Annotated in this window: 18 protein-coding genes and 1 pseudogene; 4 read left to right on the top strand and 15 right to left on the bottom strand. The window is 72.0% G+C overall.

Translation table 11 applies throughout. From position 1 onward, the window contains the following. Nucleotides 1-194: 194 nt before the first annotated feature. The 4 genes and pseudogenes from AQJ58_RS35190 to AQJ58_RS45060 form a co-directional block, all read right to left on the bottom strand. Nucleotides 195-1880 carry a ribonuclease J gene (locus AQJ58_RS35190; RefSeq protein ID WP_067257681.1) on the bottom strand — a complete coding sequence of 562 codons (1686 nt, stop codon included), beginning with the start codon at nucleotides 1878-1880 and terminating at the stop codon, nucleotides 195-197. Between the two features lie 128 nt (nucleotides 1881-2008). Further along, the gene (gene dapA, locus AQJ58_RS35185) at nucleotides 2009-2908 is read right to left on the bottom strand and encodes a 4-hydroxy-tetrahydrodipicolinate synthase (RefSeq protein ID WP_067257678.1); all 900 of its coding nucleotides are present in this window, start codon (nucleotides 2906-2908) and stop codon (nucleotides 2009-2011) included. A 212-nt stretch (nucleotides 2909-3120) separates the two neighbouring features. Beyond that, nucleotides 3121-4350, bottom strand: a complete 1230-nt coding sequence (thyX, locus tag AQJ58_RS46060; protein WP_420712203.1) for an FAD-dependent thymidylate synthase — start codon at nucleotides 4348-4350, stop codon at nucleotides 3121-3123. Continuing rightward, a pseudogene (locus AQJ58_RS45060) lies at nucleotides 4330-4620 on the bottom strand (FAD-dependent thymidylate synthase); the annotation flags it as partial. The gene thyX and the pseudogene AQJ58_RS45060, both read right to left, overlap by 21 nt. Nucleotides 4621-4790: 170 nt before the next feature. On the opposite strand from AQJ58_RS45060, the gene AQJ58_RS45055 reads away from it, so the two are divergent. Together AQJ58_RS45055 and AQJ58_RS35170 are read left to right on the top strand one after the other, a co-directional pair. After that, the gene (locus tag AQJ58_RS45055) at nucleotides 4791-5024 is read left to right on the top strand and encodes a hypothetical protein (protein WP_067257727.1); all 234 of its coding nucleotides are present in this window, start codon (nucleotides 4791-4793) and stop codon (nucleotides 5022-5024) included. Between the two features lie 50 nt (nucleotides 5025-5074). After that, nucleotides 5075-5629 (top strand): hypothetical protein, encoded by a 555-nt coding sequence (locus AQJ58_RS35170; RefSeq protein ID WP_067257674.1) that lies wholly within the window; start codon nucleotides 5075-5077, stop codon nucleotides 5627-5629. A gap of 168 nt (nucleotides 5630-5797) precedes the next feature. On the opposite strand, the gene AQJ58_RS35165 is transcribed toward AQJ58_RS35170, so the two are convergent. The 5 genes from AQJ58_RS35165 to rpsO all read right to left on the bottom strand — a co-directional run bounded on the left by AQJ58_RS35165 (nucleotide 5798) and on the right by rpsO (nucleotide 11288). Continuing rightward, nucleotides 5798-6253: a tetratricopeptide repeat protein gene (locus AQJ58_RS35165; RefSeq protein WP_067257671.1), complete on the bottom strand. Its 456-nt coding sequence runs from the start codon at nucleotides 6251-6253 to the stop codon at nucleotides 5798-5800. Nucleotides 6254-6267: 14 nt separating this feature from the next. Next, the gene (gene dapB / locus AQJ58_RS35160) at nucleotides 6268-7020 is read right to left on the bottom strand and encodes a 4-hydroxy-tetrahydrodipicolinate reductase (protein WP_067257669.1); all 753 of its coding nucleotides are present in this window, start codon (nucleotides 7018-7020) and stop codon (nucleotides 6268-6270) included. Between the two features lie 26 nt (nucleotides 7021-7046). Then, on the bottom strand, nucleotides 7047-8426 hold the full coding sequence (locus tag AQJ58_RS35155; RefSeq protein ID WP_067257666.1) for a M16 family metallopeptidase: 1380 nt from the start codon (nucleotides 8424-8426) through the stop codon (nucleotides 7047-7049). Continuing rightward, nucleotides 8423-10645 (bottom strand): polyribonucleotide nucleotidyltransferase, encoded by a 2223-nt coding sequence (locus tag AQJ58_RS35150; protein WP_067257664.1) that lies wholly within the window; start codon nucleotides 10643-10645, stop codon nucleotides 8423-8425. Before AQJ58_RS35150 ends, AQJ58_RS35155 begins: the two co-directional genes overlap by 4 nt. Before the next feature lie 355 nt (nucleotides 10646-11000). After that, nucleotides 11001-11288: a 30S ribosomal protein S15 gene (gene rpsO, locus AQJ58_RS35145; protein ID WP_016432306.1), complete on the bottom strand. Its 288-nt coding sequence runs from the start codon at nucleotides 11286-11288 to the stop codon at nucleotides 11001-11003. Nucleotides 11289-11582: 294 nt separating this feature from the next. Between rpsO and AQJ58_RS35140 the strand changes: the two genes are divergently transcribed. Then, nucleotides 11583-11882, top strand: a complete 300-nt coding sequence (locus AQJ58_RS35140) for a DUF397 domain-containing protein (protein WP_067257661.1) — start codon at nucleotides 11583-11585, stop codon at nucleotides 11880-11882. A gap of 299 nt (nucleotides 11883-12181) precedes the next feature. Here AQJ58_RS35140 and AQJ58_RS45050 read toward each other — a convergent pair whose 3' ends face one another. Both AQJ58_RS45050 and AQJ58_RS45045 read right to left on the bottom strand, forming a co-directional pair. Next, nucleotides 12182-12760: a hypothetical protein gene (locus AQJ58_RS45050; RefSeq protein WP_234360388.1), complete on the bottom strand. Its 579-nt coding sequence runs from the start codon at nucleotides 12758-12760 to the stop codon at nucleotides 12182-12184. An 84-nt stretch (nucleotides 12761-12844) separates the two neighbouring features. Beyond that, nucleotides 12845-13714, bottom strand: a complete 870-nt coding sequence (locus AQJ58_RS45045; RefSeq protein WP_234360387.1) for an outer membrane protein assembly factor BamB family protein — start codon at nucleotides 13712-13714, stop codon at nucleotides 12845-12847. Nucleotides 13715-14185: 471 nt separating this feature from the next. Here AQJ58_RS45045 and AQJ58_RS35130 point away from each other — a divergent pair, with 471 nt between their 5' ends. Next, nucleotides 14186-17467: an SCO5717 family growth-regulating ATPase gene (locus tag AQJ58_RS35130; protein ID WP_079079422.1), complete on the top strand. Its 3282-nt coding sequence runs from the start codon at nucleotides 14186-14188 to the stop codon at nucleotides 17465-17467. 91 nt (nucleotides 17468-17558) lie between these two features. Here the strand turns inward: AQJ58_RS35130 and AQJ58_RS35125 are convergent, their stop codons facing one another. The 4 genes from AQJ58_RS35125 to rbfA all read right to left on the bottom strand — a co-directional run bounded on the left by AQJ58_RS35125 (nucleotide 17559) and on the right by rbfA (nucleotide 24117). After that, complete coding sequence (locus AQJ58_RS35125) at nucleotides 17559-18506, bottom strand: bifunctional riboflavin kinase/FAD synthetase (protein WP_067257655.1); 948 nt, start codon at nucleotides 18504-18506, stop codon at nucleotides 17559-17561. 139 nt (nucleotides 18507-18645) lie between these two features. Next, nucleotides 18646-22491 carry a S1 family peptidase gene (locus tag AQJ58_RS41910; RefSeq protein WP_079079421.1) on the bottom strand — a complete coding sequence of 1282 codons (3846 nt, stop codon included), beginning with the start codon at nucleotides 22489-22491 and terminating at the stop codon, nucleotides 18646-18648. A gap of 274 nt (nucleotides 22492-22765) precedes the next feature. Next, nucleotides 22766-23671: a tRNA pseudouridine(55) synthase TruB gene (gene truB / locus AQJ58_RS35115; protein ID WP_067257652.1), complete on the bottom strand. Its 906-nt coding sequence runs from the start codon at nucleotides 23669-23671 to the stop codon at nucleotides 22766-22768. Further along, on the bottom strand, nucleotides 23668-24117 hold the full coding sequence (gene rbfA, locus AQJ58_RS35110) for a 30S ribosome-binding factor RbfA (protein WP_067257649.1): 450 nt from the start codon (nucleotides 24115-24117) through the stop codon (nucleotides 23668-23670). Before rbfA ends, truB begins: the two co-directional genes overlap by 4 nt. Between the last annotated feature and the right edge of the window lie 17 nt (nucleotides 24118-24134).

The following is a 24134-nucleotide window of genomic DNA, read 5'->3' as shown; positions in this document are numbered from 1 at the left end:
GCGGTTCCGACTTTATCAGAAGTTCTGAGTCGGTTTTCCCGGCCCCTCCCGGTGGGCTGGTCCGGCGCGTGGCGCGGACCGCTTCCCGTTCAGGCGGAGCCGTAAACGTACTGGAGCGGGGCGCCCCGATGCAAATCGAGGCGCCCCGCTCCAGGTTCACACGTACGAGCCGTCGTACGCGGGTCGTACGTCGCTCAGACCTCCACCACGACCGGGAGGATCATCGGCCTGCGGCGATAGTTGTCGGAGACCCACTTGCCCAGGGTGCGGCGGATGAGCTGCTGCAACTGGTGGGGTTCGACCACTCCGTCCTGGGCCGAGCGCTCCAGGACCTCGGTGATCTTCGGGGCGACGTCCCCGAAGGCCGAGTCCTCGATGCCGGAGCCGCGGGCCTGGATGTGCGGGCCGCCGGTGATCTTGCCCGTGGAGGAGTCCACCACCACGAAGACGGAGATGATGCCCTCGTCGCCGAGGATCTTCCGGTCCTTCAGGGCCGGCTCGCCGACATCGCCGACGGAGAGACCGTCGACGTAGACGTATCCCGCCTGGACCTTGCCGGAGATCTTGGCCTTGCCCTCGACCAGGTCGACGGCGATGCCGTCCTCGGCGATGACGATGCGGTCGTGCGGGACGCCCGTCATGGCGCCCAGCTCGGCGTTGGCCCGCAGGTGGCGCCACTCGCCGTGGACCGGCATCAGGTTCTTCGGGCGGCAGATGTTGTAGAAGTACAGCAGCTCGCCCGCCGAGGCGTGGCCGGAGACATGGACCTTGGCGTTGCCCTTGTGGACGACGTTCGCGCCCCAGCGGGTCAGGCCGTTGATCACGCGGTAGACCGCGTTCTCGTTGCCGGGGATCAGGGACGACGCCAGGATCACCGTGTCGCCGGGGACGATCCGGATCTGGTGGTCGCGGTTGGCCATGCGGGACAGCGCGGCCATCGGTTCGCCCTGGGAGCCCGTGCAGACCAGGACCACCTCGTGGTCGGGGAGGTCGTCGAGCGTCTTGACGTCCACCACCAGGCCCGGCGGGACCCTCAGATAGCCGAGGTCCCGGGCGATGCCCATGTTGCGGACCATCGAGCGGCCGACGAAGGCGACCCGGCGGCCGTACTCGTGGGCCGCGTCCAGGATCTGCTGGATGCGGTGGACGTGGCTGGCGAAGCTCGCCACGATGATCCGCTTGCGGGCGCCCGCGAAGACCGTGCGCAGGACGTTGGAGATGTCCCGCTCGTGCGGGGTGAAACCGGGCACCTCGGCGTTGGTGGAGTCGGTGAGCAGGAGGTCGATGCCCTCCTCGCTCAGCCGTGCGAACGCGTGGAGGTCCGTCAGACGGTTGTCCAGCGGCAGCTGGTCCATCTTGAAGTCACCCGTGTGGACCACCATGCCGGCGGGGGTGCGGATCGCGACGGCCAGGGCGTCCGGGATCGAGTGGTTGACGGCGATGAACTCGCAGTCGAAGGGGCCGATGCGCTCGCGGTTCCCCTCGGCCACCTCGAGGGTGTACGGGCGGATCCGGTGCTCCTGGAGCTTGGCCTCGATGAGCGCGAGGGTCAGCTTGGAGCCGATCAGCGGGATGTCCGGCTTCTCGCGCAGGAGGTAGGGGACGGCCCCGATGTGGTCTTCGTGACCGTGGGTGAGGACGATGCCCTCGATGTCGTCCAGCCGGTCACGGATGGACGAGAAGTCGGGCAGGATCAGGTCGATTCCGGGCTGCTCCTCCTCGGGGAAGAGCACTCCGCAGTCGACGATCAGCAGACGGCCGCCGTACTCGAAGACCGTCATGTTGCGGCCGATCTCGCCGAGGCCGCCCAGCGGGGTGACCCGCAGGCCGCCCTTGGGGAGCGGCGGGGGCGGGCCCAGTTCGGGATGCGGATGACTCAAAAGACTCTCCTCAAACACGCGCGCCACGTACCGGTAGGGCACGTGGCGCGCGTGACGTTCGTGCAGAAGCAGTTGTCGTTGTGGGCGCAGGCACCGGTGGCCTGCCTATTCAGTTGTGAAGTCCGTTGTCAGAGCTGTACCCCGCCGGCGGCAAGATCGATCTTGAGCTGCTCGATCTCTTCCGGCGAGCATTCGACCATGGGCGAGCGCAGCGGACCGGCGGGCAGGCCCTGGAGGGCTAGCGCGGCCTTGGTGGTCATGACGCCCTGGGTACGGAACATGCCCGTGTAGACCGGGAGCAGCTTCTGGTGGATCTCGGTGGCCTTCTGGACGTCGCCGGCGACGAACGCGTCGACGAGGGCGCGCAGGTCGGGCGTGACCACATGGCCGACGACCGAGACGAAGCCGACCGCGCCCACGGAGAGCAGCGGAAGGTTGAGCATGTCGTCGCCGGAGTACCAGGCGAGACCGGAGCGCGCGATCGCCCAGCTCGCGCGGCCGAGGTCGCCCTTGGCGTCCTTGTTGGCGACGATCCGCGGGTGCTGCGCGAGGCGGACGAGCGTCTCGGTGCTGATCGGGACGCCGCTGCGGCCGGGGATGTCGTAGAGCATGACCGGTAGTTCGGCGGCGTCCGCGACGGCCGTGAAGTGCCGGTACAGGCCCTCCTGCGGGGGCTTGTTGTAGTACGGGGTGACGATCAGCAGGCCGTGCGCGCCGGTCTTCTCGGCGGCCTTGGCCAGTTCGATGCTGTGGTGGGTGTCGTTGGTGCCGACACCGGCGACGATGTGGGCCCGGTCGCCGACGGCCTCCAGGACGGCTCGTACGAGATCCGATTTCTCCGCGTCGGTGGTGGTGGGCGACTCACCGGTGGTGCCGTTGATGATCAGGCCGTCGTTGCCTGCGTCCACCAGGTGGGTGGCGAGCCGCTGGGCGCCGTCGAGGTCGAGTGCGCCGTCCGCCGTGAACGGCGTGACCATGGCGGTGAGGACCCGCCCGAAGGGGGTCTGCGGAGTGGAGGTCGGAGCCATGGGTAACACGCTACTCGTTGCTCCCCGTGTGGTCTGCCCTCGGGGGGTTACGAAAAGTCACGACAAATGCGGAGCCCGGTACTGCCTGCTCGGGGGTTCAAGCAGTACCGGGTCCGTTTGATCAGGCTAGATGAACTTCTCCAAATGCCGCAATACGGACACTTCGCGCGGATGACCCGTACATGTGTGCCGGGCAGGAGAACACGCCTTCGTCACGGCGCGACACGACCGTTGGCGTTGAAGGCCGCGTACGTGAGGGGCATGAGCTTCGCCCACTCGGCCTCCATCTTCTCGCCCACCATCTCGATCTCCCGCTGCGGGAAGGACGGCACCTTCGCGAGCTCGTGCTGGGTGCGCAGGCCGAGGAAGTGCATCAGCGAGCGGGCGTTGCAGGTGGCGTACATCGAGGAGAAGAGTCCGACGGGCAGGGTGGCGCGGGCGACCTCGCGGGCGACACCGGCCGCGAGCATCTCCTGGTACGCGGTGTAGGACTGCCGGTAGGACTCCTCCATCGCCGCGGTGACGGCCCCGTACTGTTCGGCAGTGCCATGGACGAACTCGTACCTGCCGGGACGTCCCTGCTGGACCAGCTTGCGATCCTCACCGGGGACGTAGAAAACCGGCTGGAGCTCGCGGTACCGCCCGGACTCCTCGTTGTACGAGTTGTGTACGACAAAACCGTCCGCGATGAAGTTGTGGTGCGGCGGTGGCATGGAGATGTCGTAGGTCATCTCCATGCCGTCGGGCACGACGGAGAGGACGCCCTCCCAGCGCACGCCGTTCTGGAAGGCGCGGCGGCGCACTCCGACCGGCGCGCCTTCGCCGCTGGTCTTGCGCTGGTGACACGACGTGCAGGCGGGTCGCAGGTTCGAGACGTCGAGTGCCTTGGTCAGATCGGCGTCCACCGGGACGACGTGATCCAGCTCCAGGTCCTTGGCCTCGAACTTCTCGTCGCAGATGTAGCAGAGATCCATGGGCGCGATGAGGTGGGCTCGCTGCTCGGCGGTCCAGATCTGAATGCCCTCCCGCAGGCGCTTCGGGATGCCCGCCCTCTCGCCGACCCCTACGCGGCCCAGCCGCCCGACCTGGTCACCGACGCGCAGGTCACCGGCGCGAACCCAGCCGTCGGGCGTCCACACACGGTGGTCGGCGGTGCACCGAAGCGCCTTGCCGTTCGTGGTCGACACCTTGAGGATGGGCTTCACCCCGGACTCGAAGACATCGACCATGGGCGCCTTTTCCGCCAGCCCGGTCTCCAGATCGACGGTGTCGGCCATGAGGTTCTGGCAGGACTTCAGCCTGCGTGTACGCCCCATGGAGTCGGGCACGCCGATCTTCCAGTCCCGGTAGACGTCCGCGATGCGTTTGGTTTTGCTGTTCTTGCCGGTGCCGACACGGATCATGGCGTCCCCCGGCAGGCACCATCCGACCCGATGACGCATGAACTCGCGGAAGACGAAGATCGGGGCGCTGATGAAGAAGGTCATCGAGTTGTGCTCGAAGGGGCTGCCGTGCCGGTCCCGCATCAGGTAGTTGATCAGGCCCTTGGAGCGCTCCGGGTCCTTCGTCAGCTCGTCCAGGGACTGCTCGCCGGCGGTGGAGACTCGGGCGGCCCACAGCACATCGGAGTCGGACGCGCTGTGCTTGACCAGCTCAACGGTGACATCGCCGCGAAAGCTGGGGGTGAGGTCGTCGGCGGGTGTGTCGGTCACGGGTCGGAGGGTCCCTTCCATCACTTCTCTGGGCGGCGCCCACTCTACGGCCCCCCACCGACAACGGGGCGTTCGGTGCGGGGCCACGACATCCTCGGCGAAGAGCTGGGAATTCGGGGCAAGAAGGGCACCTTTTGCTCTTCTCGCGCGTCTGTACTGACGGAAACCCTCTGTACGACTCCTCGAAGGACGCAGTCGCCGTGTTCACCAGCAATGTCACTCCCCCGCCCCGTGAGCGGGCCTCGCTCGGGCAGGCGGCCGGGCGTTGGCTGCTGGGGCTCACGATCGTGGCCGCGCTCGTGGGATCGGTGGTCATCGCGAGGCCTGCGCTCACCGTGGACCACTCCGCTCCGACACAGCAGTCACAGCGGTCGCAGCAGCCACAGGCGTCTCAGGGGCACTGAGCGCGATAGCCTCCGGGCACAGCCCACGCACGAACGAGTGAGGACCAGCCGTGCCCCTGCCCTTCCTGACGGCCGAGCGCCCGTTCGAGACAGCGGACGACGTCGCGCTGCCCTACGAGGACCGCGAGCGCTGGCGGCGCCCCTACCGGCCCGGCCCGTGGCGGGTCGTGGTGGCCGCGCTGGCCCTGCTGCTCGCTTCGTACGTGCTGCTCGCGGCGGTCGTCATCGCGCTCACCGGGAAGGGCTCCGACGCCGGGGTGATCCTCGGGGTCTCGCTGCTGGTGATCGCCGCCGCACTGCGGCTGCTGCGCATGGGGGTGTGGGTGAGCCCGCGCGGGCTGCGGCACGTGCGGTTCCTGCTGACGCGGACGGTGCCGTGGGACCGGATCGCGGCCGTGCGGACGGTTCAGCGGCCGGTGCGCTGGCTGGGCCTGCCGCGCACCGTCCAGGGTCAGGCAGTGCTCCTCGTACGCAAGGACCGGCCGGCGGAGGAGACGGCGATGCTGCTGACCACGCACGGGGCGGACTTCCTCGGGCGGGCCGAGGCCTTCGACCGGGCCTCCGACGCTGTCGAGGGGTGGGCGTCGGAGAGCGGGCGCGGCTGACCGCGCGCCACGACACACCACGACACGCCGAAGGGGCCGGTCCGCGCAGAGTGCGGGCCGGCCCCTTCGGCGTACGCCGGGCTCGGTGTACTACGGCCTCGCTGTACCGCGGCCTCGCTGTACCGCGGCCTCGCTGTACCGGGGCCTCGGTGTACGGCGGCCGGGTGGTCAGGCCGGTTCGGCGCTCTTGCCGTCGTGGAGGCGGATCGCGCGTTGCATCGCCTTGCGGGCGCGGGGGGTGTCGCGGGCGTCGTGGTAGGCGACGGCCAGCCGGAACCAGGTGCGCCAGTCCTCGGGGGCCGCCTCGGTCTCGGCCTTGCGCCGGGCGAAGACCTCGTCGGCCGAGTCACGGTCGATCCGGCCGCCGGGGGTGCGCCTGAGCTCGTCGACGGGGAGGCCGCCCTCCGCGTCGAGGGCGGCGGCGAGGGCGTTGGCCCGGCGGACGAACTGGGTGTTCTTCCACAGGAACCAGACACCGATCACCGGCAGGATCAGCACCGCGATCCCGAAGGTGACGGTGATGACCGTGCCGGACTGGATGAGCATGACGCCACGGCTGCCGACCAGGACGAAGTAGAAGACCAGGACGGCGGCCGTGAGGGCGTAGGAGAGCTTGGCGCGCATGTCGGAAGGGATCTCTAGTTCAGGTCCAGGAAGTGCTCCAGGCCGAAGGTGAGGCCCGGAGTCGTCACCACCCGGCGGGCGCCCAGCAGGATGCCCGGCATGAAGCTGCTGTGGTGGAGGGAGTCGTGGCGGACGGTCAGGGTCTCGCCCTCGCCGCCCAGCAGGACCTCCTGGTGGGCCAGCAGGCCCCTGAGCCGTACGGCGTGCACCGGGACGCCGTCCACGTCGGCGCCGCGCGCCCCGTCCAGGCCCGTCGCGGTGGCGTCCGGCGCCGGGGCGGTGCCGGCCGCGCGGCGGGCCTCGGCGATGAGTTGGGCGGTGCGGGTGGCGGTGCCGGAGGGAGCGTCCACCTTGTTGGGGTGGTGCAGCTCGACGACCTCGACGGACTCGAAGTACGGCGCCGCGATCTGCGCGAACTTCATGGTGAGGACCGCGCCGATGGAGAAGTTCGGCGCGATGAGCACACCGGTCTCTGGGGTGGCGGCCAGCCAGCCCTTCAGCTGCGCGAGGCGCTCCTCGGTCCAGCCCGTCGTCCCGACGACCGCGTGGATGCCGTGGCCCACGCAGTATTCGAGGTTGTCCATCACGGAGGCGGGCGTGGTGAGTTCCACGGCGACCTGGGCGCCGGTCTCGGCCAGCGTCTCCAGCTTGTCGCCGCGGCCCAGCGCGGCCACCAGCTCCATGTCCTCGGCGGCTTCGACGGCCCGTACCGCCTCGGAACCGATCCGGCCCCTGGCGCCGAGGACCGCCACACGCAGCTTGCTCATCTGTTGTGCTTCCTTACGGGAGTGGATTAGGCGACCGCGTCGTGCAGCCGGGCGGCCTGCTTGTCCTTGAGCGGGCCGATGACCGACAGCGACGGGCGCTGTCCCAGGATGTCGCGGGCCACCGCGCGGACCTCGTCCGGGGTCACGGCCGCTATCCGGGTCAGCATCTCGTCGACGGACATCTGCTCGCCCCAGCACAGCTCGCTCTTGCCGATGCGGTTCATGAGCGCGCCGGTGTCCTCCAGGCCGAGCACCGTGGAGCCCCTCAGCTGGCCGATGGCGCGCCCTATCTCGTCGTCGGACAGGCCGTTCGCGGCGACGTGGTCGAGTTCGTCGCGGCAGATCCTGAGGACGTCGTGGACCTGTGAGGGGCGGCAGCCGGCGTAGACGCCGAACAGGCCGCAGTCGGCGAAGCCCGAGGTGTACGAGTACACGCTGTAGGCCAGGCCGCGCTTCTCGCGGACCTCCTGGAACAGCCGGGAGGACATGCCGCCGCCGAGGGCGGTGTTGAGGACGCCGAGCGCCCAGCGGCGGTCGTCGGTGCGGGCGAGGCCGGGCATGCCGAGGACGACGTGGGCCTGCTCGGTCTTGCGGCCGAGGAGTTCGACGCGGCCCGAGGTACGGATGGTGCGCCGGCCGTCGCGCGGGGCGATGGGGGCGGCGTCCTGGTTCCCGAGGGCGCCCGCCTTCTCGAAGGCCGCGCGGACCTGTCGTACGACCTTCTGGTGGTCGATGTTGCCGGCGGCGGCGACGATCAGGTGCGTGGGGTCGTAGTGCTTCTTGTAGAAGCGGCGGATGCGGTCGGCGGTGAGGGCGTTGACCGTGTCGACCGTGCCGAGGACGGGGCGGCCGAGGGCGGTGTCGCCGAACATCGTCTGCGCGAACAGGTCGTGCACGCAGTCGCCGGGGTCGTCCTCGGTCATGGCGATCTCTTCGAGGATGGCGCCCCGTTCGACGTTGACGTCGTCCTCGAGTATGAGCGAGCCGGTCAGCATGTCGCAGACGACGTCGATGGCGAGCGGCAGGTCGGTGTCGAGCACGCGCGCGTAGTAGCACGTGTACTCCTTGGCGGTGAAGGCGTTCATCTCGCCGCCGACCGCGTCGATCGCGGCGGAGATGTCCAGCGCCGACCTGCGGGTGGTGCCCTTGAAGAGCAGGTGCTCCAGGTAGTGCGTGGCACCGTTCAGCGCGGGGGTCTCGTCGCGGGAGCCGACGTGGGCCCAGATGCCGAAGGTCGCGGAGCGGACCGAGGGGAGGGTCTCGGTGACGATGCGCAGGCCGCCCGGGAGGGTGGTCTTGCGGACCGTGCCGATGCCGTTCTCGCCTTTGATCAGGGTTTGGGTACGGGCGACGGCCCGCGCCTCCGAGGAGGTGCGGGCCGTCGCCGTGGAGCTACTCGACGTCACTTGTCGGAGTCGTCCTTCGCGTCTTCGGCGGACTCGTCCTCGCCCTCGATCACGGGGATGAGGGAGAGCTTGCCGCGGGAGTCGATCTCGGCGATCTCGACCTGGACCTTCTGGCCCACGCCGACGACGTCCTCGACGTTCTCCACGCGCTTGCCGCCGGCCAGCTTGCGGATCTGCGAGATGTGCAGCAGACCGTCCTTGCCGGGGAGCAGGGAGACGAACGCGCCGAAGGTGGTGGTCTTGACGACCGTACCCAGGTAGCGCTCGCCGACCTCGGGCATCGTCGGGTTGGCGATGCTGTTGATCGTCGCACGGGCGGCCTCGGCGGCCGGGCCGTCGGCGGCACCGATGTAGATGGTGCCGTCGTCCTCGATCGTGATCTCGGCGCCGGTGTCCTCCTGGATCTGGTTGATCATCTTGCCCTTGGGGCCGATGACCTCACCGATCTTGTCGACCGGGATCTTCACGGTGATGATCCGCGGCGCGTTGGGGGACATCTCGTCCGGCGTGTCGATCGCTTCCATCATCACGTCGAGGATGTGGAGGCGGGCGTCACGGGCCTGCTTGAGGGCGGCGGCCAGGACGGAGGCCGGGATGCCGTCCAGCTTGGTGTCGAGCTGGAGGGCGGTGACGAACTCCTTGGTGCCGGCGACCTTGAAGTCCATGTCGCCGAAGGCGTCCTCCGCACCGAGGATGTCGGTGAGGGCGACGTAGTGCGTCTCGCCGTTGATCTCCTGGGAGATCAGACCCATGGCGATACCGGCGACGGGGGCCTTCAGCGGCACACCGGCGTTCAGCAGCGACATGGTGGAGGCGCAGACCGAGCCCATCGACGTCGAGCCGTTGGAGCCGAGGGCCTCGGACACCTGACGGATCGCGTAGGGGAACTCCTCGCGCGTCGGCAGGACCGGCACGATGGCGCGCTCGGCGAGAGCGCCATGGCCGATCTCGCGGCGCTTGGGGGAGCCGACGCGGCCGGTCTCGCCGACGGAGTACGGCGGGAAGTTGTAGTTGTGCATGTAGCGCTTGCGGGTCACCGGGGAGAGGGTGTCCAGCTGCTGCTCCATCCGGAGCATGTTGAGGGTGGTGACGCCCAGGATCTGGGTCTCGCCACGCTCGAACAGCGCGGAGCCGTGCACCCGCGGGATGGCCTCGACCTCGGCGGCGAGCGTACGGATGTCCGTGACGCCGCGGCCGTCGATGCGCTTCTTCTCCTTGATGACGCGCTCACGGACCAGGGTCTTGGTCAGCGAGCGGTACGCGGCGGAGATCTCCTTCTCGCGGCCCTCGAACTCCGGGAGCAGCTTCTCGGCGGCCAGACCCTTGACGCGGTCCAGCTCGGCCTCGCGCTCCTGCTTGCCCGCGATGGTCAGCGCGGAGGCCAGCTCCGGCTTGACGGCGGCGGTCAGCGCCTCCAGGACGTCGTCCTGGTAGTCGAGGAAGATCGGGAACTCGCCGGTCGGCTTGGCGGCCTTGGCGGCGAGGTCGGCCTGGGCCTTGCACAGCACCTTGATGAAGGGCTTCGCGGCGTCCAGACCGGCGGCGACGACCTCCTCGGTGGGGGCTTCGGCGCCACCCTTGACCAGCTGGATCGTCTTCTCGGTGGCCTCGGCCTCGACCATCATGATCGCGACGTCGCCGTCCTCCAGGACGCGGCCGGCGACGACCATGTCGAAGACGGCGTCCTCGAGCTCGGTGTGCGTCGGGAACGCGACCCACTGGCCGCTGATCAGCGCGACGCGGACGCCGCCGATCGGGCCGGAGAAGGGCAGGCCGGCCAGCTGGGTGGACGCGGAGGCGGCGTTGATCGCCACGACGTCGTACAGGTGGTCGGGGTTGAGCGCCATGATGGTGGCGACGACCTGGATCTCGTTGCGCAGGCCCTTCTTGAAGGACGGGCGCAGCGGGCGGTCGATCAGGCGGCAGGTGAGGATCGCGTCCTCGCTCGGCCGGCCCTCACGGCGGAAGAAGCTGCCGGGGATCTTGCCGGCGGCGTACATCCGCTCCTCGACGTCCACCGTCAGGGGGAAGAAGTCGAGCTGGTCCTTGGGGTTCTTGGAGGCGGTGGTGGCCGACAGCACCATGGTGTCGTCGTCCAGGTAGGCCACGGCCGAGCCGGCGGCCTGGCGGGCCAGGCGGCCCGTCTCGAAGCGGATGGTGCGGGTGCCGAAGGCGCCGTTGTCGATGACGGCCTCGGCGTAGTGGGTCTCGTTCTCCACTAGCGTTTTCTCCGTTACTTGTCGTCTTTTCGTCCGTGCCGCCCGTGTGGCGGAGGGACGGTTGCGGAGATGCGCGCCGTGCGGTGCGGGCCGGTCTTCGATCGAAGCACCCGGGGCTGTCTTCCCCCGGGGGCCACTACCGAGGACCGGCGGCGGCTAGGTGCGCTTCTCCTCGTTCTGTGGGTGGTGCGGCGGGTGGGACGCGTCGGGCGTCGTCACCCTCTGTGATGTGTCATGCGTTGTGCTGTCATGCGTCGTGCTACCACACTACAAAGGGGCGGTGACACTCCGCACGTTTCCGTACGTACAGCAAAAGGGAGCGGCCCCCAGACGGGAACCGCTCCCTCCACGCGTCTTACTTGGCGCCGGCCGCACCGCGGCGGATGCCGAGGCGGTCGACCAGCGTACGGAAGCGCTGGATGTCCTTCTTGGCCAGGTACTGCAGCAGGCGACGACGCTGGCCGACCAGGATCAGCAGACCCCGGCGGGAGTGGTGGTCGTGCTTGTGGGTCTTGAGGTGCTCGGTCAGGTCGGAGATCCGACGCGAGAGCATGGCGACCTGGACCTCGGGGGAGCCGGTGTCGCCCTCCTTCTGGCCGAACTCGGCGATGATCTGCTTCTTCGTAGCGGCGTCGAGCGACACGCGTACTCCTCATGGTCTGTGTGTGGCCACCGAGTGCCCCCGGTCTGCTTCTCGGGGTGACTTCCGTGACTCGGCTGGCGGGATCCGCTGTGGCGCGGCCTCCAGGGCCTCGATACGGAGGGCTCCGGGGGCGCTTACACAAACGGCCGACAATCAGGGTACCAGGAGGTGGCGGACACCCTCGCCCGGGTATCCGAACCATCTCGGGGGAGGGTGGGGGGCCACTAGGGTGACGCACGTGTCGTCGATCGGTTGTGGACCGGTCGCAGAGAGTGGGGAAGGGGACGCGGTGCCATGGCGGAGACGGAAGCGGAGATGAAGGCACGCAAGGAGCGCGAGCGGGACGAGCTGTACGCGCTCGACATCTCCGGCGTCGAGTGGAAGTGCGCGCCGGGCACCGAGGAGCACGAGGAGCGCGTCGAGATCGCGGACCTGCCGGGCGGCGCGGTGGCGATGCGGTCCTCACTGGACCCGGACACGGTGCTGCGCTACACGGAGGGCGAATGGCGGGCGTTCGTGCTGGGGGCGCGCGACGGGGAGTTCGATCTGGACCGGGGGGACCGGGGGGATCAGAGGGATCGGGTGGAGGGGTAGGGCGAGAGCTCCGGGGAACGGGGCGCGCGGACGGCGCTTGGCGGGGCCGGGGAGCAAGGCGCTCGACGCCAAGGCGCTCGAGGGGCCGGGCGACGTGAGGGCTGGGCGCCCGGGGGCCGCGGGCAGGTAGGCGGGACAGGTCCGAGAGGGTCTGGGCGCCCGGGGCGGGGGTCGGCAGAAGGCCGGGGGCTGGATCGGGGAGGGGGACTGGCCCAGGCGCATGCCGAGATGGCCCCACGCAACCCGGCCCGCCGCGGACCCTCAGCAGAAGTCCAACGGCGCAGAGGTTAAGAACAAGCTCAGGGGTTCTTCAGTGGGCTGCTGCCTATGCCGAGCACGGCGTAGACCCAGCGGGGCTGGTTCTTGGCGGGGCCGGTGATGGACTTGGCGCCGAAGTAGAGGCGGCCGTTCTGGACCAGGACGTCGGTGAAGTCGATCGACGTGAAGTTCTCCCCCTCGGGCGGCAGGTCGAAGTAGAAGAAGGGCTTCTCCTCACCGGTCTTCGGGTCGAGCGCGACGAGCGCGTTGGGGGCGATGCGGTCCTGGCTCTCCCGCAGGGCGAGCAGCCGGTCGCCGCTCACGTCGACGGGGATCAGCAGCGAGTCGGGGCCGGACTCGAACTTCCGGGTGGTGTTCCCGGTGGCCAGGTCGAAGCCGATGACCCAGTTCGAGGTGTGCTTGCCGATGTCGTCCTTGCTGCGCAGGAAGACCTGGCCGGCGCCGACCGCGACGGTCGGGCAGTAGTCCAGGACGGTGTAGTCGTCCTGGAGCGCGCATTCGCCGACGTAAGTGCCGTTCTGGAGGCGGATCGTGGCGCGGTTCCTGCCGTCGTCGTCGAGGGAGAGCAGTTCGGTGATGGCGGTGTCGCCGGCCGACACGGCGAGGACGGCGGGGTCGGTGGAGGGGACGTCGACCGAGCGGATGCCCTTGGCGGCGGAGTACGTCCACCGGGTGCGCCCGGTCTACGGGTCCACCTTGCGGATCTTGTAGGTGAGGAGGTCCCAGCTGTCGACCGGGAGGTTCTCTTCGCCGTTCCGGCACCGCTCGCGGACGAGCAGCGCGCCTCCGCCCGCGGCACCGTCGTCGTGGCAGGTTCCGGTCGCCCGGGTGCTCCACCGCTGCCTGCCGTGGTCCATGTCGTAGGCGAGCGTGCCGCCGCCCCAGGTGACGGCGACCGTGTCGTGGGTGAGGGTCACGCTCGGGGTGTCCTGGAGGGCGTCGGTCGTCGGCTTCCGCGAGCCGGCGCCGGTGCCGTGGACGGGGAACTCGTGCGACCAGACCTGCTTGCCGTCGTCGAGGTCGAAGAAGGCCACGTGGTCGCAGAGGGCGTGTTCGTCGTCCTTGCCCGCGTAGAGCACGGCGGTGCGGTTGTCGCCGGTGACATGGCGGGTGTAGCCGCATATCCGGCCGGCGAGGGGGAGCTTCCACTTCTCGTCGCCGGGGGCGGCGTCGGTGCCCACGGCGAAACCGACGAGGGTTTTGTTGATGCCCTTGGCGAGGATCCTGTCGGTGGCCCACATACCGGGCAGCTCGTACGACTCGCCGGGGCTCAGGTCGTCCACGGAGAACCGGAAGGCCATGGCGCCGACCGTGCCGGCGGGCTGCTTCTCGACGGTCTCGCGGATGTCCAGGGGGCCTTGGGCGGAGGCGGGCCGCTTCTTCGGCGTCACGTCGCGCTCGGCGCCCCACAGGAACCAGGCGCCGGTGCCGAGAGCGGCGACCAGCACGAGGGCCGAGGCCCACACGAGCCAGTACCGGCGGCGCTTCTTCGCACTGCTGTCCGCAGCGATCGAGGAATGGGTGTAGACGGACGGCGGTGGGCCGAAGCTCACGTCGGATTGCCTTTCGGGTGCGGCCGTACAACTGCCTGCTCTACGCGGCCGATTCGCAACTGCTCATATGGCTCACGGGCACCCTATCGCCCGTCGTTCCCGGTCGTTGTCAGCAGGAGCGCCGTGCAGCACGGACCTCGGACGCACCAGCAACCGCACGTACGCACAGGGGAAAGTCCTGGAGGGGGGAGGCGCGTTGACGCCGGCCGGGCTGCACCCCGCGGGGACCGAGTCGTTCCGGGCCTTCCGGGCCTTCCGGGGTGGGCGGGCCTGCCGGGCCGGGGCATCTGATGATTAGGCTGGTACGGGGCGCCATGCCGGAAACCCGGAGGGGTGGGTGTCGGTGTCCTCGGGGAGGGCCGGTGCGTCGATGACCTCGGACGGCCTCGAAACCACCGCGTACGACGAAAAGGTCGCGCCCCGGCACGGCAGGAGCGAGTCCGAGGGTGCTCGACCACACCAGGAGGAATTGTGAGCAGCGATCGGGACGGGACGCGCGGGGGCTGGGCCACACCCGGCGATGACCAGCCCGACGCGGAATCCGCCCTTGAGATGACGGGCGAGTTCACCATCGACTACGCGCCGCCCGCTTGGTACACCCAGAATGCGGGCGGGGGTTCGGGTTCGACCACAGGGACTACGGAGACCGAGGGGACCGGCGCGACTGGCGCGACCGGCGGAATCGGCGGAACCGGCGGGACGACGGGAGCGCCGTCAAACGCTCCTGACTCCGGGTCCGTGCCGAGCCAAGGGGAGGTATCGGGTCAGGGGGCGGGGCCGGGGACGGCTCCTGCCGCCCCGTCGCCGGCGCCGTTCCAGCCCCCGGTGCCGGGCCTGGCTCCGTTCCAGCCTCCGGTTCCGGGCCTGGCTCCGTTCCAGCCTCCCGCGCCGTTCCTGCCGCCGGGGCAGGTTCCCCCGCCACCGCCGGAGATGCCGGGTGCCGCCACGGCGCCTTATGCCCCGCCCGTCGCTCCTCCCGCTGCTCCTCCCGCCGCTCCCGCGCCCTTCGCCCCACCGCCCGTGCCGCAGGCGCCGGCCGCCGTTCCGGCTGCGCCCGTCGAGGCGAGTGGTGCTGAGAGCGGGGACCTGGAGAGCGGCGCCACTCTGCGGATCTCCCCTGTGGCCGTCAAGCAGCAGCAGATCGAGGAGCAGGCCGGCGAGCCGACCGGTGCACCGACCGGGGAACCGACCGCGGAGCCTGCCGAGCAGGTAGAGGCGGAGGCGGCCGGTGAGACCGGCACGGCCGCGCACGAGGACGAGGCCGGGACGGACACCGAGCCCGGGACGGACACCCAGCCCGGGACCGACACCCAGCCCGGGACCGACACCGAGCCCGAGGCGGCTGCGGCCGACGTCGTCGGCGCCGACAGCGGTCCTTCGCACGACCAAGAGGCAGCTCCGGAGGGCGCGGCCGAGGCCCCGACCGGCGCCGACGAGGCCTCCCCCGCTGCCGACGACTCCGCCGAAGGCGTGGTCGCCAGTGAGGACTCCGGGCAGGCCGCTCCCGAGCCCGCCGAAGCCACCGACGCCCCCGACGGCGCCGAGGAGCACGCCGCGTCCGCCGCCGCTCAGCCTGCCTGGGCTCCGCCGCCCGTGCCGCAGGGTGGGGTGCCGCCGTTGCCGCCGTCGTACGAGCCCGCGGCTCCCGCGCCTGCGGCCCAGTGGCCCGCCCAGCCGCTGCCGCACCAGCAGGCCGAACCCGCGCCGGCTCGGCCCGAGGCGGCACCGCCCGCGCCGCAGCCCGCCGCCCAGCTGGCCCCACAGCCGCCCGCCTACGGGTTTCCGCAGCCGCCCACCCCGCAGCAGCAGCAGCCTGGCTACGGCTTCCCGCCGCCTCCCGCCCCCAACACCCCTGACGGGTACGGGTTCCCGCGACCGCCCGCGCCCGACGCCGCCGGTGCGTACGGCTTCCCGCAGCCCCCCGCGCCCCCCGCCCCTGCCGGCTACGGCTTCCCCCAGACGCCGCCCGCGCCTCACCCCCAGCCCCAGCCCCAGCCCGGTATCCCCCACCAGGCCGACGGACGCGTGCCCGAGGTCCCGGGAGCGCCTCAGGGCTTCCCCGGGCAGCCGCCGTACGGGGCTCAGCACCCCGTGCACACCCCCGAAGCCGCCGCGCAGCCCGGGCACCCGCCGCAGCCTCCGCAGCAGCCCGTCGACCCCCGGGTCGGTGCCGCCTGGCCGCAGGCCGTCCAGCACGATCAGCGGCAGCCGGTCAACCCCGGCGCCGCGCCGCTGGGTTACACCGCGGCCGTGGAGCTGTCCTCGGACCGGCTGCTCAACAACAAGAAGCAGAAGGCGAAGAGCGGACGTCCGACCGCATCGTCCTCCCGTTTCAAGCTCGGTGGGAAGAAGGAGGAGGCGGAGCGGCAGCGCAAGCTGGAGCTGATCCGTACGCCGGTGCTCTCCTGCTACCGCATCGCCGTCATCAGTCTCAAGGGCGGTGTCGGCAAGACGACGACCACCACCGCGCTCGGCTCCACCCTCGCCATCGAGCGCCAGGACAAGATCCTCGCGATCGACGCCAACCCGGACGCCGGTACGCTCGGCCGGCGGGTGCGGCGGGAGACCGGGGCCACCATCCGCGACCTCGTCCAGGCGATCCCGTACCTCAACTCGTACATGGACATCCGGCGGTTCACATCCCAGGCGCCCTCGGGCCTGGAGATCATCGCCAACGACGTCGACCCGGCCGTCTCCACGACCTTCAACGACGAGGACTACCGGCGCGCGATAGACGTGCTCGGCAAGCAGTACCCGGTCATCCTCACCGACTCGGGCACCGGCCTGCTCTACAGCGCGATGCGTGGGGTGCTCGACCTCGCCGATCAGCTGATCATCATCTCGACGCCGTCGGTCGACGGGGCGAGCAGCGCCAGTACGACGCTGGACTGGCTGTCCGCGCACGGGTACGCGGAGCTGGTCTCGCGGTCCATCACCGTCATCTCGGGGGTGCGCGAGACCGGCAAGATGATCAAGGTCGAGGACATCGTGCAGCACTTCGAGACGCGCTGCCGCGGTGTGGTCGTGGTCCCGTTCGACGAGCATCTCGCGGCCGGTGCCGAGGTCGACCTCGACATGATGCGGCCCAAGGTGCGGGACGCGTACTTCAACCTCGCGGCGATGGTCGCCGAGGACTTCGTACGGCATCAGCAGATGCACGGCCTGTGGACGAACGACGGCAACCCGCCGCCGGTCGCCGCCCCGCCGATGCCAGGCCAACAGCAGCCGCCGTACCCCTTCCAGCACCAGCCGTACCCCGGCCAGCCGGGTCAGCCGTATCCGGCCCAGCCGGGAGGGTTCCCCGGGCAGACGGGCCCCGGGCAGCCCTACGCCGGGCAGCCCTACGCCGGTCGGCAGTATCCCGGCCCGTCGGCGCCCGGCCCGTCGGCGCATTTCCCGGCCGCCCCCGGTCGGCCCGGAGAGGGTCAGCCGTATCCGGCCCAGCCTTTCCCCGGCCAGCCGTACCCGCCCGAGGCGCCACACGCAGCCCAGCCTCCCCACACGGCCCAGCCGCCCCAGCCGTACCCCCTGCAGGGCCCTCCCGGTCCGGCCCCGTACCCGCCGCAGTCCGAGCAGCCGCCCGGTCAGCCCTACCCGCCGCAGCCGCCGCAGCCCGGGCCGCCCCAGCCCCCGGCCGGTTACGGCTACCCCCAGCCGCCCCAGCCCCCGGCGGGCTACGGCTACCCGCCACCGCCCCGGCCGGACGGCGACGGCGGCCAGACCCCTCCCCCGCCTCCGCCCCCGCAGCAGTGACGTACGCCGAAGGGCGGCCGGTGTCGTCGGACACCGGCCGCCCTTCGGCCTTACCGCCCCAGGAACGCAGGAACTCCGGAACGCCGGAACGCTACTCCGCCGCCGCCACCAGCTCCCGGCAGCGCTTCACGTCCTCGGCCATCTGCTCCAGCAGGCCCTCCAGCGAGTCGAACTTCGCCTGGCCGCGCACGAAGGCGAGGAAGTCGACGGCGACGTGCAGGCCGTACAGGTCGAGGCCGACACGGTCGATGGCGTACGCCTCCACCGTGCGCTCGGTGCCGTCGAACTGCGGGTTGGTGCCGACGGAGATCGCGGCCGGCATCACCTCACCGCCCGCGTGCAGCCAGCCCGCGTAGACGCCGTCGGCCGGGATCGCGGTGTGCGGGAGGGTCTCGACGTTGGCCGTGGGGAAGCCCAGCTCCCGGCCGCGCTGGGCGCCGCGCACGACGATGCCCTCCACGCGGTGCGGGCGGCCGAGGATCTCCGCGGCGCCCGCGACGTCGCCGGCGCCGACCAGGCGGCGGGTGAGGGTCGAGGAGAAGGGTTCGCCGCCGCCCGCCTCCCCGCACAGCACCAGGTCGACGACCTCGACCTCGAAGTCGTACACCTTGCCCTGCTCGGCGAGGAACTCGACATGGCCCGCGGCCTTGTGGCCGAAGCGGAAGTTCGGGCCCTCGACGACGGCCCGGGCGTGCAGCTTGTCGACGAGGACCTTCACCACGAACTCGGCCGGCGACAGCTTCGAGAACTCGGTGGTGAAGGGCAGGATCAGGAGCGCGTCGACGCCCAGCTCCGCCATCAGCTCGGCGCGGCGGTGGTGCGGGGCGAGCAGCGGCGGGTGGCTGCCGGGGCGCACGACCTCGCTGGGGTGCGGGTCGAAGGTGACGACGACGGAGGGGACGCCCAGCTCGCGGGCGCGGTCCACGGCGTGCTGGATGATCAGCTGGTGCCCCCGGTGGACCCCGTCGTAGGAGCCGATGGTGACGACGCTGCGTCCCCAGTCCTCGGGGATGTCCTCCAAGCCACGCCAGCGCTGCACTGTGACCGCTCCTCGAACCCGTGTCCGTATCAACCGTTGCTCTTACGCAGGTCTAAGGGTGCCATGCCGGGTGCTTCCTGCCCGCATCGGCATCGGGGTGTGACTCGATCCACGCGCGCCCGCGCTCCCGTGGTTCCGGTCATGCGAGTACCCGTGCCCCCGCGAGGTCCTCCAGGGTGCGCCGGGCGCCCGGGCCGACCAGGACCGCCCAGTCTCCCGGCGCGTCGGTGAACCAGCCCGTCGCCCGGGCGGCGAAGCCCGGGATGTGCCGGGCCAGCTCGACCAGGCCCCGGTCGAAGCGGGTCGCGCCGTCCGGGGTGCGGGCCAGGAGCAGGCCGGTGCGGTGGACGAGGGCGCGCAGCTCGTCGCCGCCGCGCTGCGGGGCCGCGTGCAGGACGGCGTCCAGCACGGCCGGCGTGTGCTCGTGGGCCAGCAGGTGCTCCAGCAGCTCACGCCGCAGCGGACGGGATCCGGGGGTGCCGGGGGCCAGCAGGACGCCGGCCAGCGCGGCCCGTACCTGTTCGGGGCCGCCGGGCTCCAGCAGGCCGGTGACCAGCGGGAGGAGGACGGCCCGGGCGGCCGGCTCCTGGTCCAGGCGCTGGTCGACGTACGCGGCGACGTCCCCCGCCGTGTCCGGCCGCCGCCGTACCGCCTCCCGTACGGCGGCGGCGACCCGGTGGGCGAGCGCGGCCGGGGTGGCGTCGGCGAGGGCCCGCAGGATGCCGCTCGCGCCGGGGCTGTCCAGGCGGGTGAGGACGGCGTCCAGGACCGGCTCGGGATGGGTGTCGAGCGCGGCCAGCAGGGCGCTCGCCGGAAGCTGCGGGTCGCCCGCCGCGAAGCGCTTCAGCGCCGGGGGCAGATGGCGGTCGCGGGTCTCGGGGTCACGGACGAGGAGGGCGAGCGCGCCGCCGTGCAGGGGGAAGTCGTCGGGGCGGGCGAGCAGGGCGAGCGCCGCGTGGCGCAGCAGGCCCCGGTCGGTGTCGGTGGTGGTGTGCGCGGCGGTGTGCCGGGCGTATGTCAGCGCGGCGGCGCGGCGGGCGGGCCGTTCGTCGTGCGCCCAGCGGTCGACGGCCCGGCAGAGCGTGGACGGTTCGTCCTCCGCGAGCACGGTGAGCAGTTCGGCGGCCCGGGGGTGCCCGCAGCCGACGAGCGTCTCGGTGAGGTCGTCAGGCGACCGGTGCCGGTGCGTGTGCAGGAGCGCCTGCGCGGCCGTGGCCACGGTGGCGTGCGGGGTCGCGGGCAGCGGCCGCTCGTCGTCGAACCAGCGCGTGAGGTACGGCTGTACGGCGGTGGAGTCGTCGGCGAGGAGACGGGCGACGGCGTCAAGGTACCGGGGGGCGCGGACGCGTTCCGGGGTGGCGTCGGCACGTTCCAGGGCGGCGTCTGCGCGGTCCGGGGCGGCGTCTGCGCGGTCCGGGGCGGGATCGGCGCGGTCCGGGGCGGGATCGGCGCGGTCCGGGGCGGGGTCGGCGAGGACGAGCCGGCGCAGCAGATCCAGGCACAGCTCGGGCGGGAGGGCGAGCCGGGTCCAGAACCCGGGCCCGAACTCACCGCACCGGCCGAACCGTTCGCCCCGACCGACCCCCGGGTGCGGCTGCTCGTCCGCCGCCGCACCCCGGTCCGCCTTTTCGCCCCCCGCCACGGCCGGGCCGGGCCCTTCACCCCCCGCCCCCGCCCCCGCCACCGGCCGAACCGCCCCCTCGGCCCCCTCGGCCCCCTCGGCCGCCTCGGCCGCCGCCACGATGCGGTCCGCCAGCAGTCGCAGAACTCCGGTGTACGGCGTGGCGTCCGGGACGCGGAGCAGGGTCTCGGCCAGGAGCCGGGCGGCCCACCAGGACGTGCCCTCGGCGTCCAGGGCGCGCAGCAACTCCTCCAGGCGGCGGTGTAGTTGCCGCGTGCCCTGTTGGCGGCCGAGGAGGAGCAGCGCCTGGACAACCGGGCCGATGCGGTGGTGCGGGACGGGGAGCGGGTGGCCTCCCTCGGGGCTGCGTCGGCGGTGGACGAGGGCGCGCAGGGCCTCGTCGAGGTCGAGGTGGACGCCCTGGATCCAGTCGGCGAGTTCCTCGTGGGCGAAGCGGTAGCCGCCCCCGGCGGGCACCAGCAGGCCCTCGGTGAGGACGGCGTGGGCCCATCCGGTGCCGCCGCCGAGCCGGGCGGGTGCCGGTCCCCAGGGGAAGACCGCCTCGAAGGACTCCCGGTCCAGCTCGCCCTGGCCCGGCCCGAGGCTGCGCCGGGCGGCGTCGTGGACCTGGCCGGAGACCTTCGCCGCGAGCCGGCGGACCGCGGTGCCGCGCAGGCCGTTCTCCGCGGCGAGGCGGACGGCGACGCGCAGGCACATCAGGTCGAGGTAGGCGGCGAGGACCTCATGGCGGTCGACGGGGTGGGCGGGCGGTGGGTCGGGCAGGGCGGCGCGGACCTCGGAGAGGAGCCGGATCGTGAGCGGGTGCCGGGCGTCGGGGCCGGTGAGCGCGGTGCCGGGGACGGCGTACCGGGCCAGGGCGGCGCGGGCCTCGGCGGGGGTGAGGTCGCCGAGCGGGACGCAGGGCGGGAGCGCCCCGGCCGTCTCCTCCCGGGGGCCCGTGCCCTCGTACAGCATCCCGGGCGGGAAGCGGGTCCCGGCGCACTCCCAGTACTCGGCGCGGCAGGCGACCATCAGGCGTGCGCCCGTGTGCCGCAGCCACTGCGCGGTGCCCTCGGTCCAGTCGGCGAGCCGGTGGGCGAGGACGGGGGGCATCTCCTCGGGGCCGTCGAGCAGGAGGAGCAGCGGGCGGCCGGCGGCGTGGGCGAGGCGGGCCAGACGGTCGGGGCCGATGTCGCCGAGGAGGGCGGGGTCGGTCCCGGAGGAGGGCGCCCCCGACGGGTCCTGGGCGAGTGCCGTCGGGCGGGCGGCACGGGAGGCGGCGACGATACGGGCGGCGCGGGTCAGTGCCCTGCGGGCCGCGTCGGCGAGCGAGTCGTCGTCCTGCTTGAGGTCCGCGCCGCGCAGCCACAGGGTGGGGGCGGGTTCGGGGCCCCGGGTGCGGCGGGCGGCGAGGGCCGCGAGTTCTGTCGTACGGCCGCTGCCCGGTGGTCCGACAAGCCCGAGGACGGCCGCCGGGCCGGTGGTGAAGGCGGCGAACTCCCTTGCCGGCGCGGCGCGTTCGACGGTGGCCACGGTGGTGCCGCCGGGGCCGCCCGGGTGACCGGAGCAGGCGCCGGGCGGGCCGTCGGAGGCCACCGAGGTGGCGGTGAGCTCCAGGACGCCCGCGAGATTGAGGTCGGCTCCGTACGCGGGTACGGTCGCCGCGTTGCGGGCGAGCAGCTCGGCCAGGGGGCCGGGGGCGGCGGGGCGCAGGGGGACGGCGAAGCCGCCCTCGCGGTCGCCGGAGCGCAGGGTGGTGCCCAGGACCGCGACGACCGCGCCCGTCCCCGCGTCCAGGACCGGTCCCCCGCTCGCGCCGCCGCCGGGCCGCAGCGCGTCCCGGCCCGCCGTGCCGATGGCCAGTTCGAGGGCACCGTCGAGCCGGTGGACCTGGCCTGGGGCCGGGTGGTACGTCGCCCCGGTCGTGCCCAGCACACGCGCCTCGCGCCAGCAGCCCGCGGCCAGCCGGACGTACGTCCCGGTGCCGACGGGTTCGCGAGCGGTCACCGGGAGCGGGTCGGTGCCGAGACCCTCCGTGCGGACGAGGGCGAGGTTCAGCTCCGGGAGCGGGGTGACCGCCTCGGCGGTCACGGCGCAGACACGGCCGTCGGCGCCGTGCAGGGTGAGGCCGGTCAGGCCGGCCACGGCCTCATGGCTGGTGACGACCGTGCCGAGGTGGTCGGCGACGAAGCCGGTGCCGCGTGGGCGGCCGGCGAGGTCGCGGAGGCGGACCAGGGGGGTGGCCGGGTCGGTGGCGGGGTGGGTGGCCGGGGCGGTGGCGCCGAGGGGTGTGTCGCGGGGTGTGCCGGTGGAGGCGGTGTGCACGCCGTGGTCGTCGTCCGTCCACGGGCCCCGTCCCGCCATCGCCCTACCTCCCGCAGCGCCCCTGTGCCCTCGTGCCCTCGTGCCCTCGATTCGACGGTAGGCGTGCGGTGATCAAGAGAACAGGGGCCGTGGCGAAAGCGCCCCCCTGCGCTCCCTCGGTTCACTCCGAGCGCCTGCCCGGTCGGGTGAATGAACCCGGGCGGCCGGACGCAGGCTAGGGGAGGGGGAACCGAGGGGGGACCGTGGAGCGGCGGGGCAGTGGATCACCCCGTGTCCGCCGCTCCACGGGCAGAGCGGTGCGTGGAGCGGAGGGTCAGCTCAGCACGGCGAGGCTCTTGGCCTTGCCCTTCTGCTCCTCCACCAGGGCCAGGAAGCGGCCCTCGGGGTCGAAGACGGCGACCGGGCCGGCGCCCGCGTACTCCTCGGGCATCTCCAGGCGGACGCCGTTCATGAGCAGCCGGGCCCGCTTGGCGTCCACGTCCCAGCGGGGGAACGCGGCCGCGGCGGCCTCGGCGATCGGCATCACGGCCAGTTCCTTCTGGAGCTGGTCGAGCGTCTTGGCGGAGTCCAGCTTGTAGGGGCCGACCCGGGTGCGGCGCAGGGCGGTGAGATGTCCGCCGACGCCGAGGTCCGCGCCCAGGTCGCGGGCGAGGGCGCGGATGTAGGTGCCCGAGGAGCAGACGACCGAGACGACCAGGTCCAGGACGGGGGTGCCGTCCTCGGCGACGGCGTCGCGGACGTCGTACACGGCGAAGGAGGAGATGGTCACCGGGCGGGCCGGGATCTCGAACTCCTCGCCCTCGCGGGCGCGCTTGTACGACCGTACGCCGTCGATCTTGATGGCGCTGACCTTGGACGGCACCTGCATGATGGCGCCGCTGAGCTTGGCGATGCCGGCGTCGATGGCCTCGCGGGTGATCCGGGAGGCGTCGGCGGAGGCGGTGATCTCGCCCTCGGCGTCGTCGGTCAGGGTCGTCTGGCCGAGGCGGATCGTCCCGAGGTACTCCTTCTCGGTGAGGGCGAGGTGACCGAGGAGCTTGGTCGCCTTCTCCACACCGAGGACGAGGACGCCGGTCGCCATCGGGTCGAGCGTGCCGGCGTGGCCGACGCGGCGGGTCTTCGCGATCCCGCGCATCTTGGCCACGACGTCGTGGGAAGTGAAGCCCGACGGCTTGTCGACGATGACGAGGCCGTCGGGCGCGGTGGACTTGCGGTTCATTCGGCGGTGTCGTCCGTCTCGTCGTCACCGGGCTTGCGGTACGGGTCGGCCTCGCCGGCGTACCCGGCGCCCGCGGACGCCTCGCGGACCTTCTCGTCGGCGGCGCGCGCCTTGTCGAGGAGGTCGTCGATGGTGCGGGCGTTGTCCGGGAGGGCGTCGGCGACGAAGGCCAGCGTCGGCGTGAACTTCACACCGGCCGCGCGGCCGACCTCGGAGCGCAGGATGCCCTTGGCGCTCTCCAGACCGGCCGCGGCGGCCTTGCGGTCCTCGTCGTCGCCGTACACGGTGTAGAAGACGGTCGCCTCCCGGAGGTCACCTGTGACCCTGGTGTCCGTGATGGTGACGTGGGAACCGAGCCGCGGGTCCTTGATCCCGCGCTGCAGCTTCTGCGCCACCACCTCTCGGATGAGGTCCGCCAGCCTCTTGGCGCGCGCGTTGTCGGCCACTGGTCCGTCTCCCGTTC

It is taken from the genome of Streptomyces sp. DSM 15324, assembly GCF_001514285.1.
Lineage (GTDB): Bacteria > Actinomycetota > Actinomycetes > Streptomycetales > Streptomycetaceae > Streptomyces.
This window is presented reverse-complemented; position numbering and strand designations above follow the sequence as displayed.

Coding starts and splice junctions, on each gene's coding strand:
- truB (WP_067257652.1), bottom strand. CDS start 23,671: ATGAACCGCAAGTCCACCGCGCCCGACGGCCTCGTCATCGTCGACAAG.
- dapA (WP_067257678.1), bottom strand. CDS start 2,908: ATGGCTCCGACCTCCACTCCGCAGACCCCCTTCGGGCGGGTCCTCACC.
- dapB (WP_067257669.1), bottom strand. CDS start 7,020: ATGAGCAAGCTGCGTGTGGCGGTCCTCGGCGCCAGGGGCCGGATCGGT.
- AQJ58_RS41910 (WP_079079421.1), bottom strand. CDS start 22,491: ATGGCGGGACGGGGCCCGTGGACGGACGACGACCACGGCGTGCACACC.
- thyX (WP_420712203.1), bottom strand. CDS start 4,350: ATGCGTCATCGGGTCGGATGGTGCCTGCCGGGGGACGCCATGATCCGT.
- AQJ58_RS35165 (WP_067257671.1), bottom strand. CDS start 6,253: ATGCGCGCCAAGCTCTCCTACGCCCTCACGGCCGCCGTCCTGGTCTTC.
- AQJ58_RS35140 (WP_067257661.1), top strand. CDS start 11,583: ATGGCGGAGACGGAAGCGGAGATGAAGGCACGCAAGGAGCGCGAGCGG.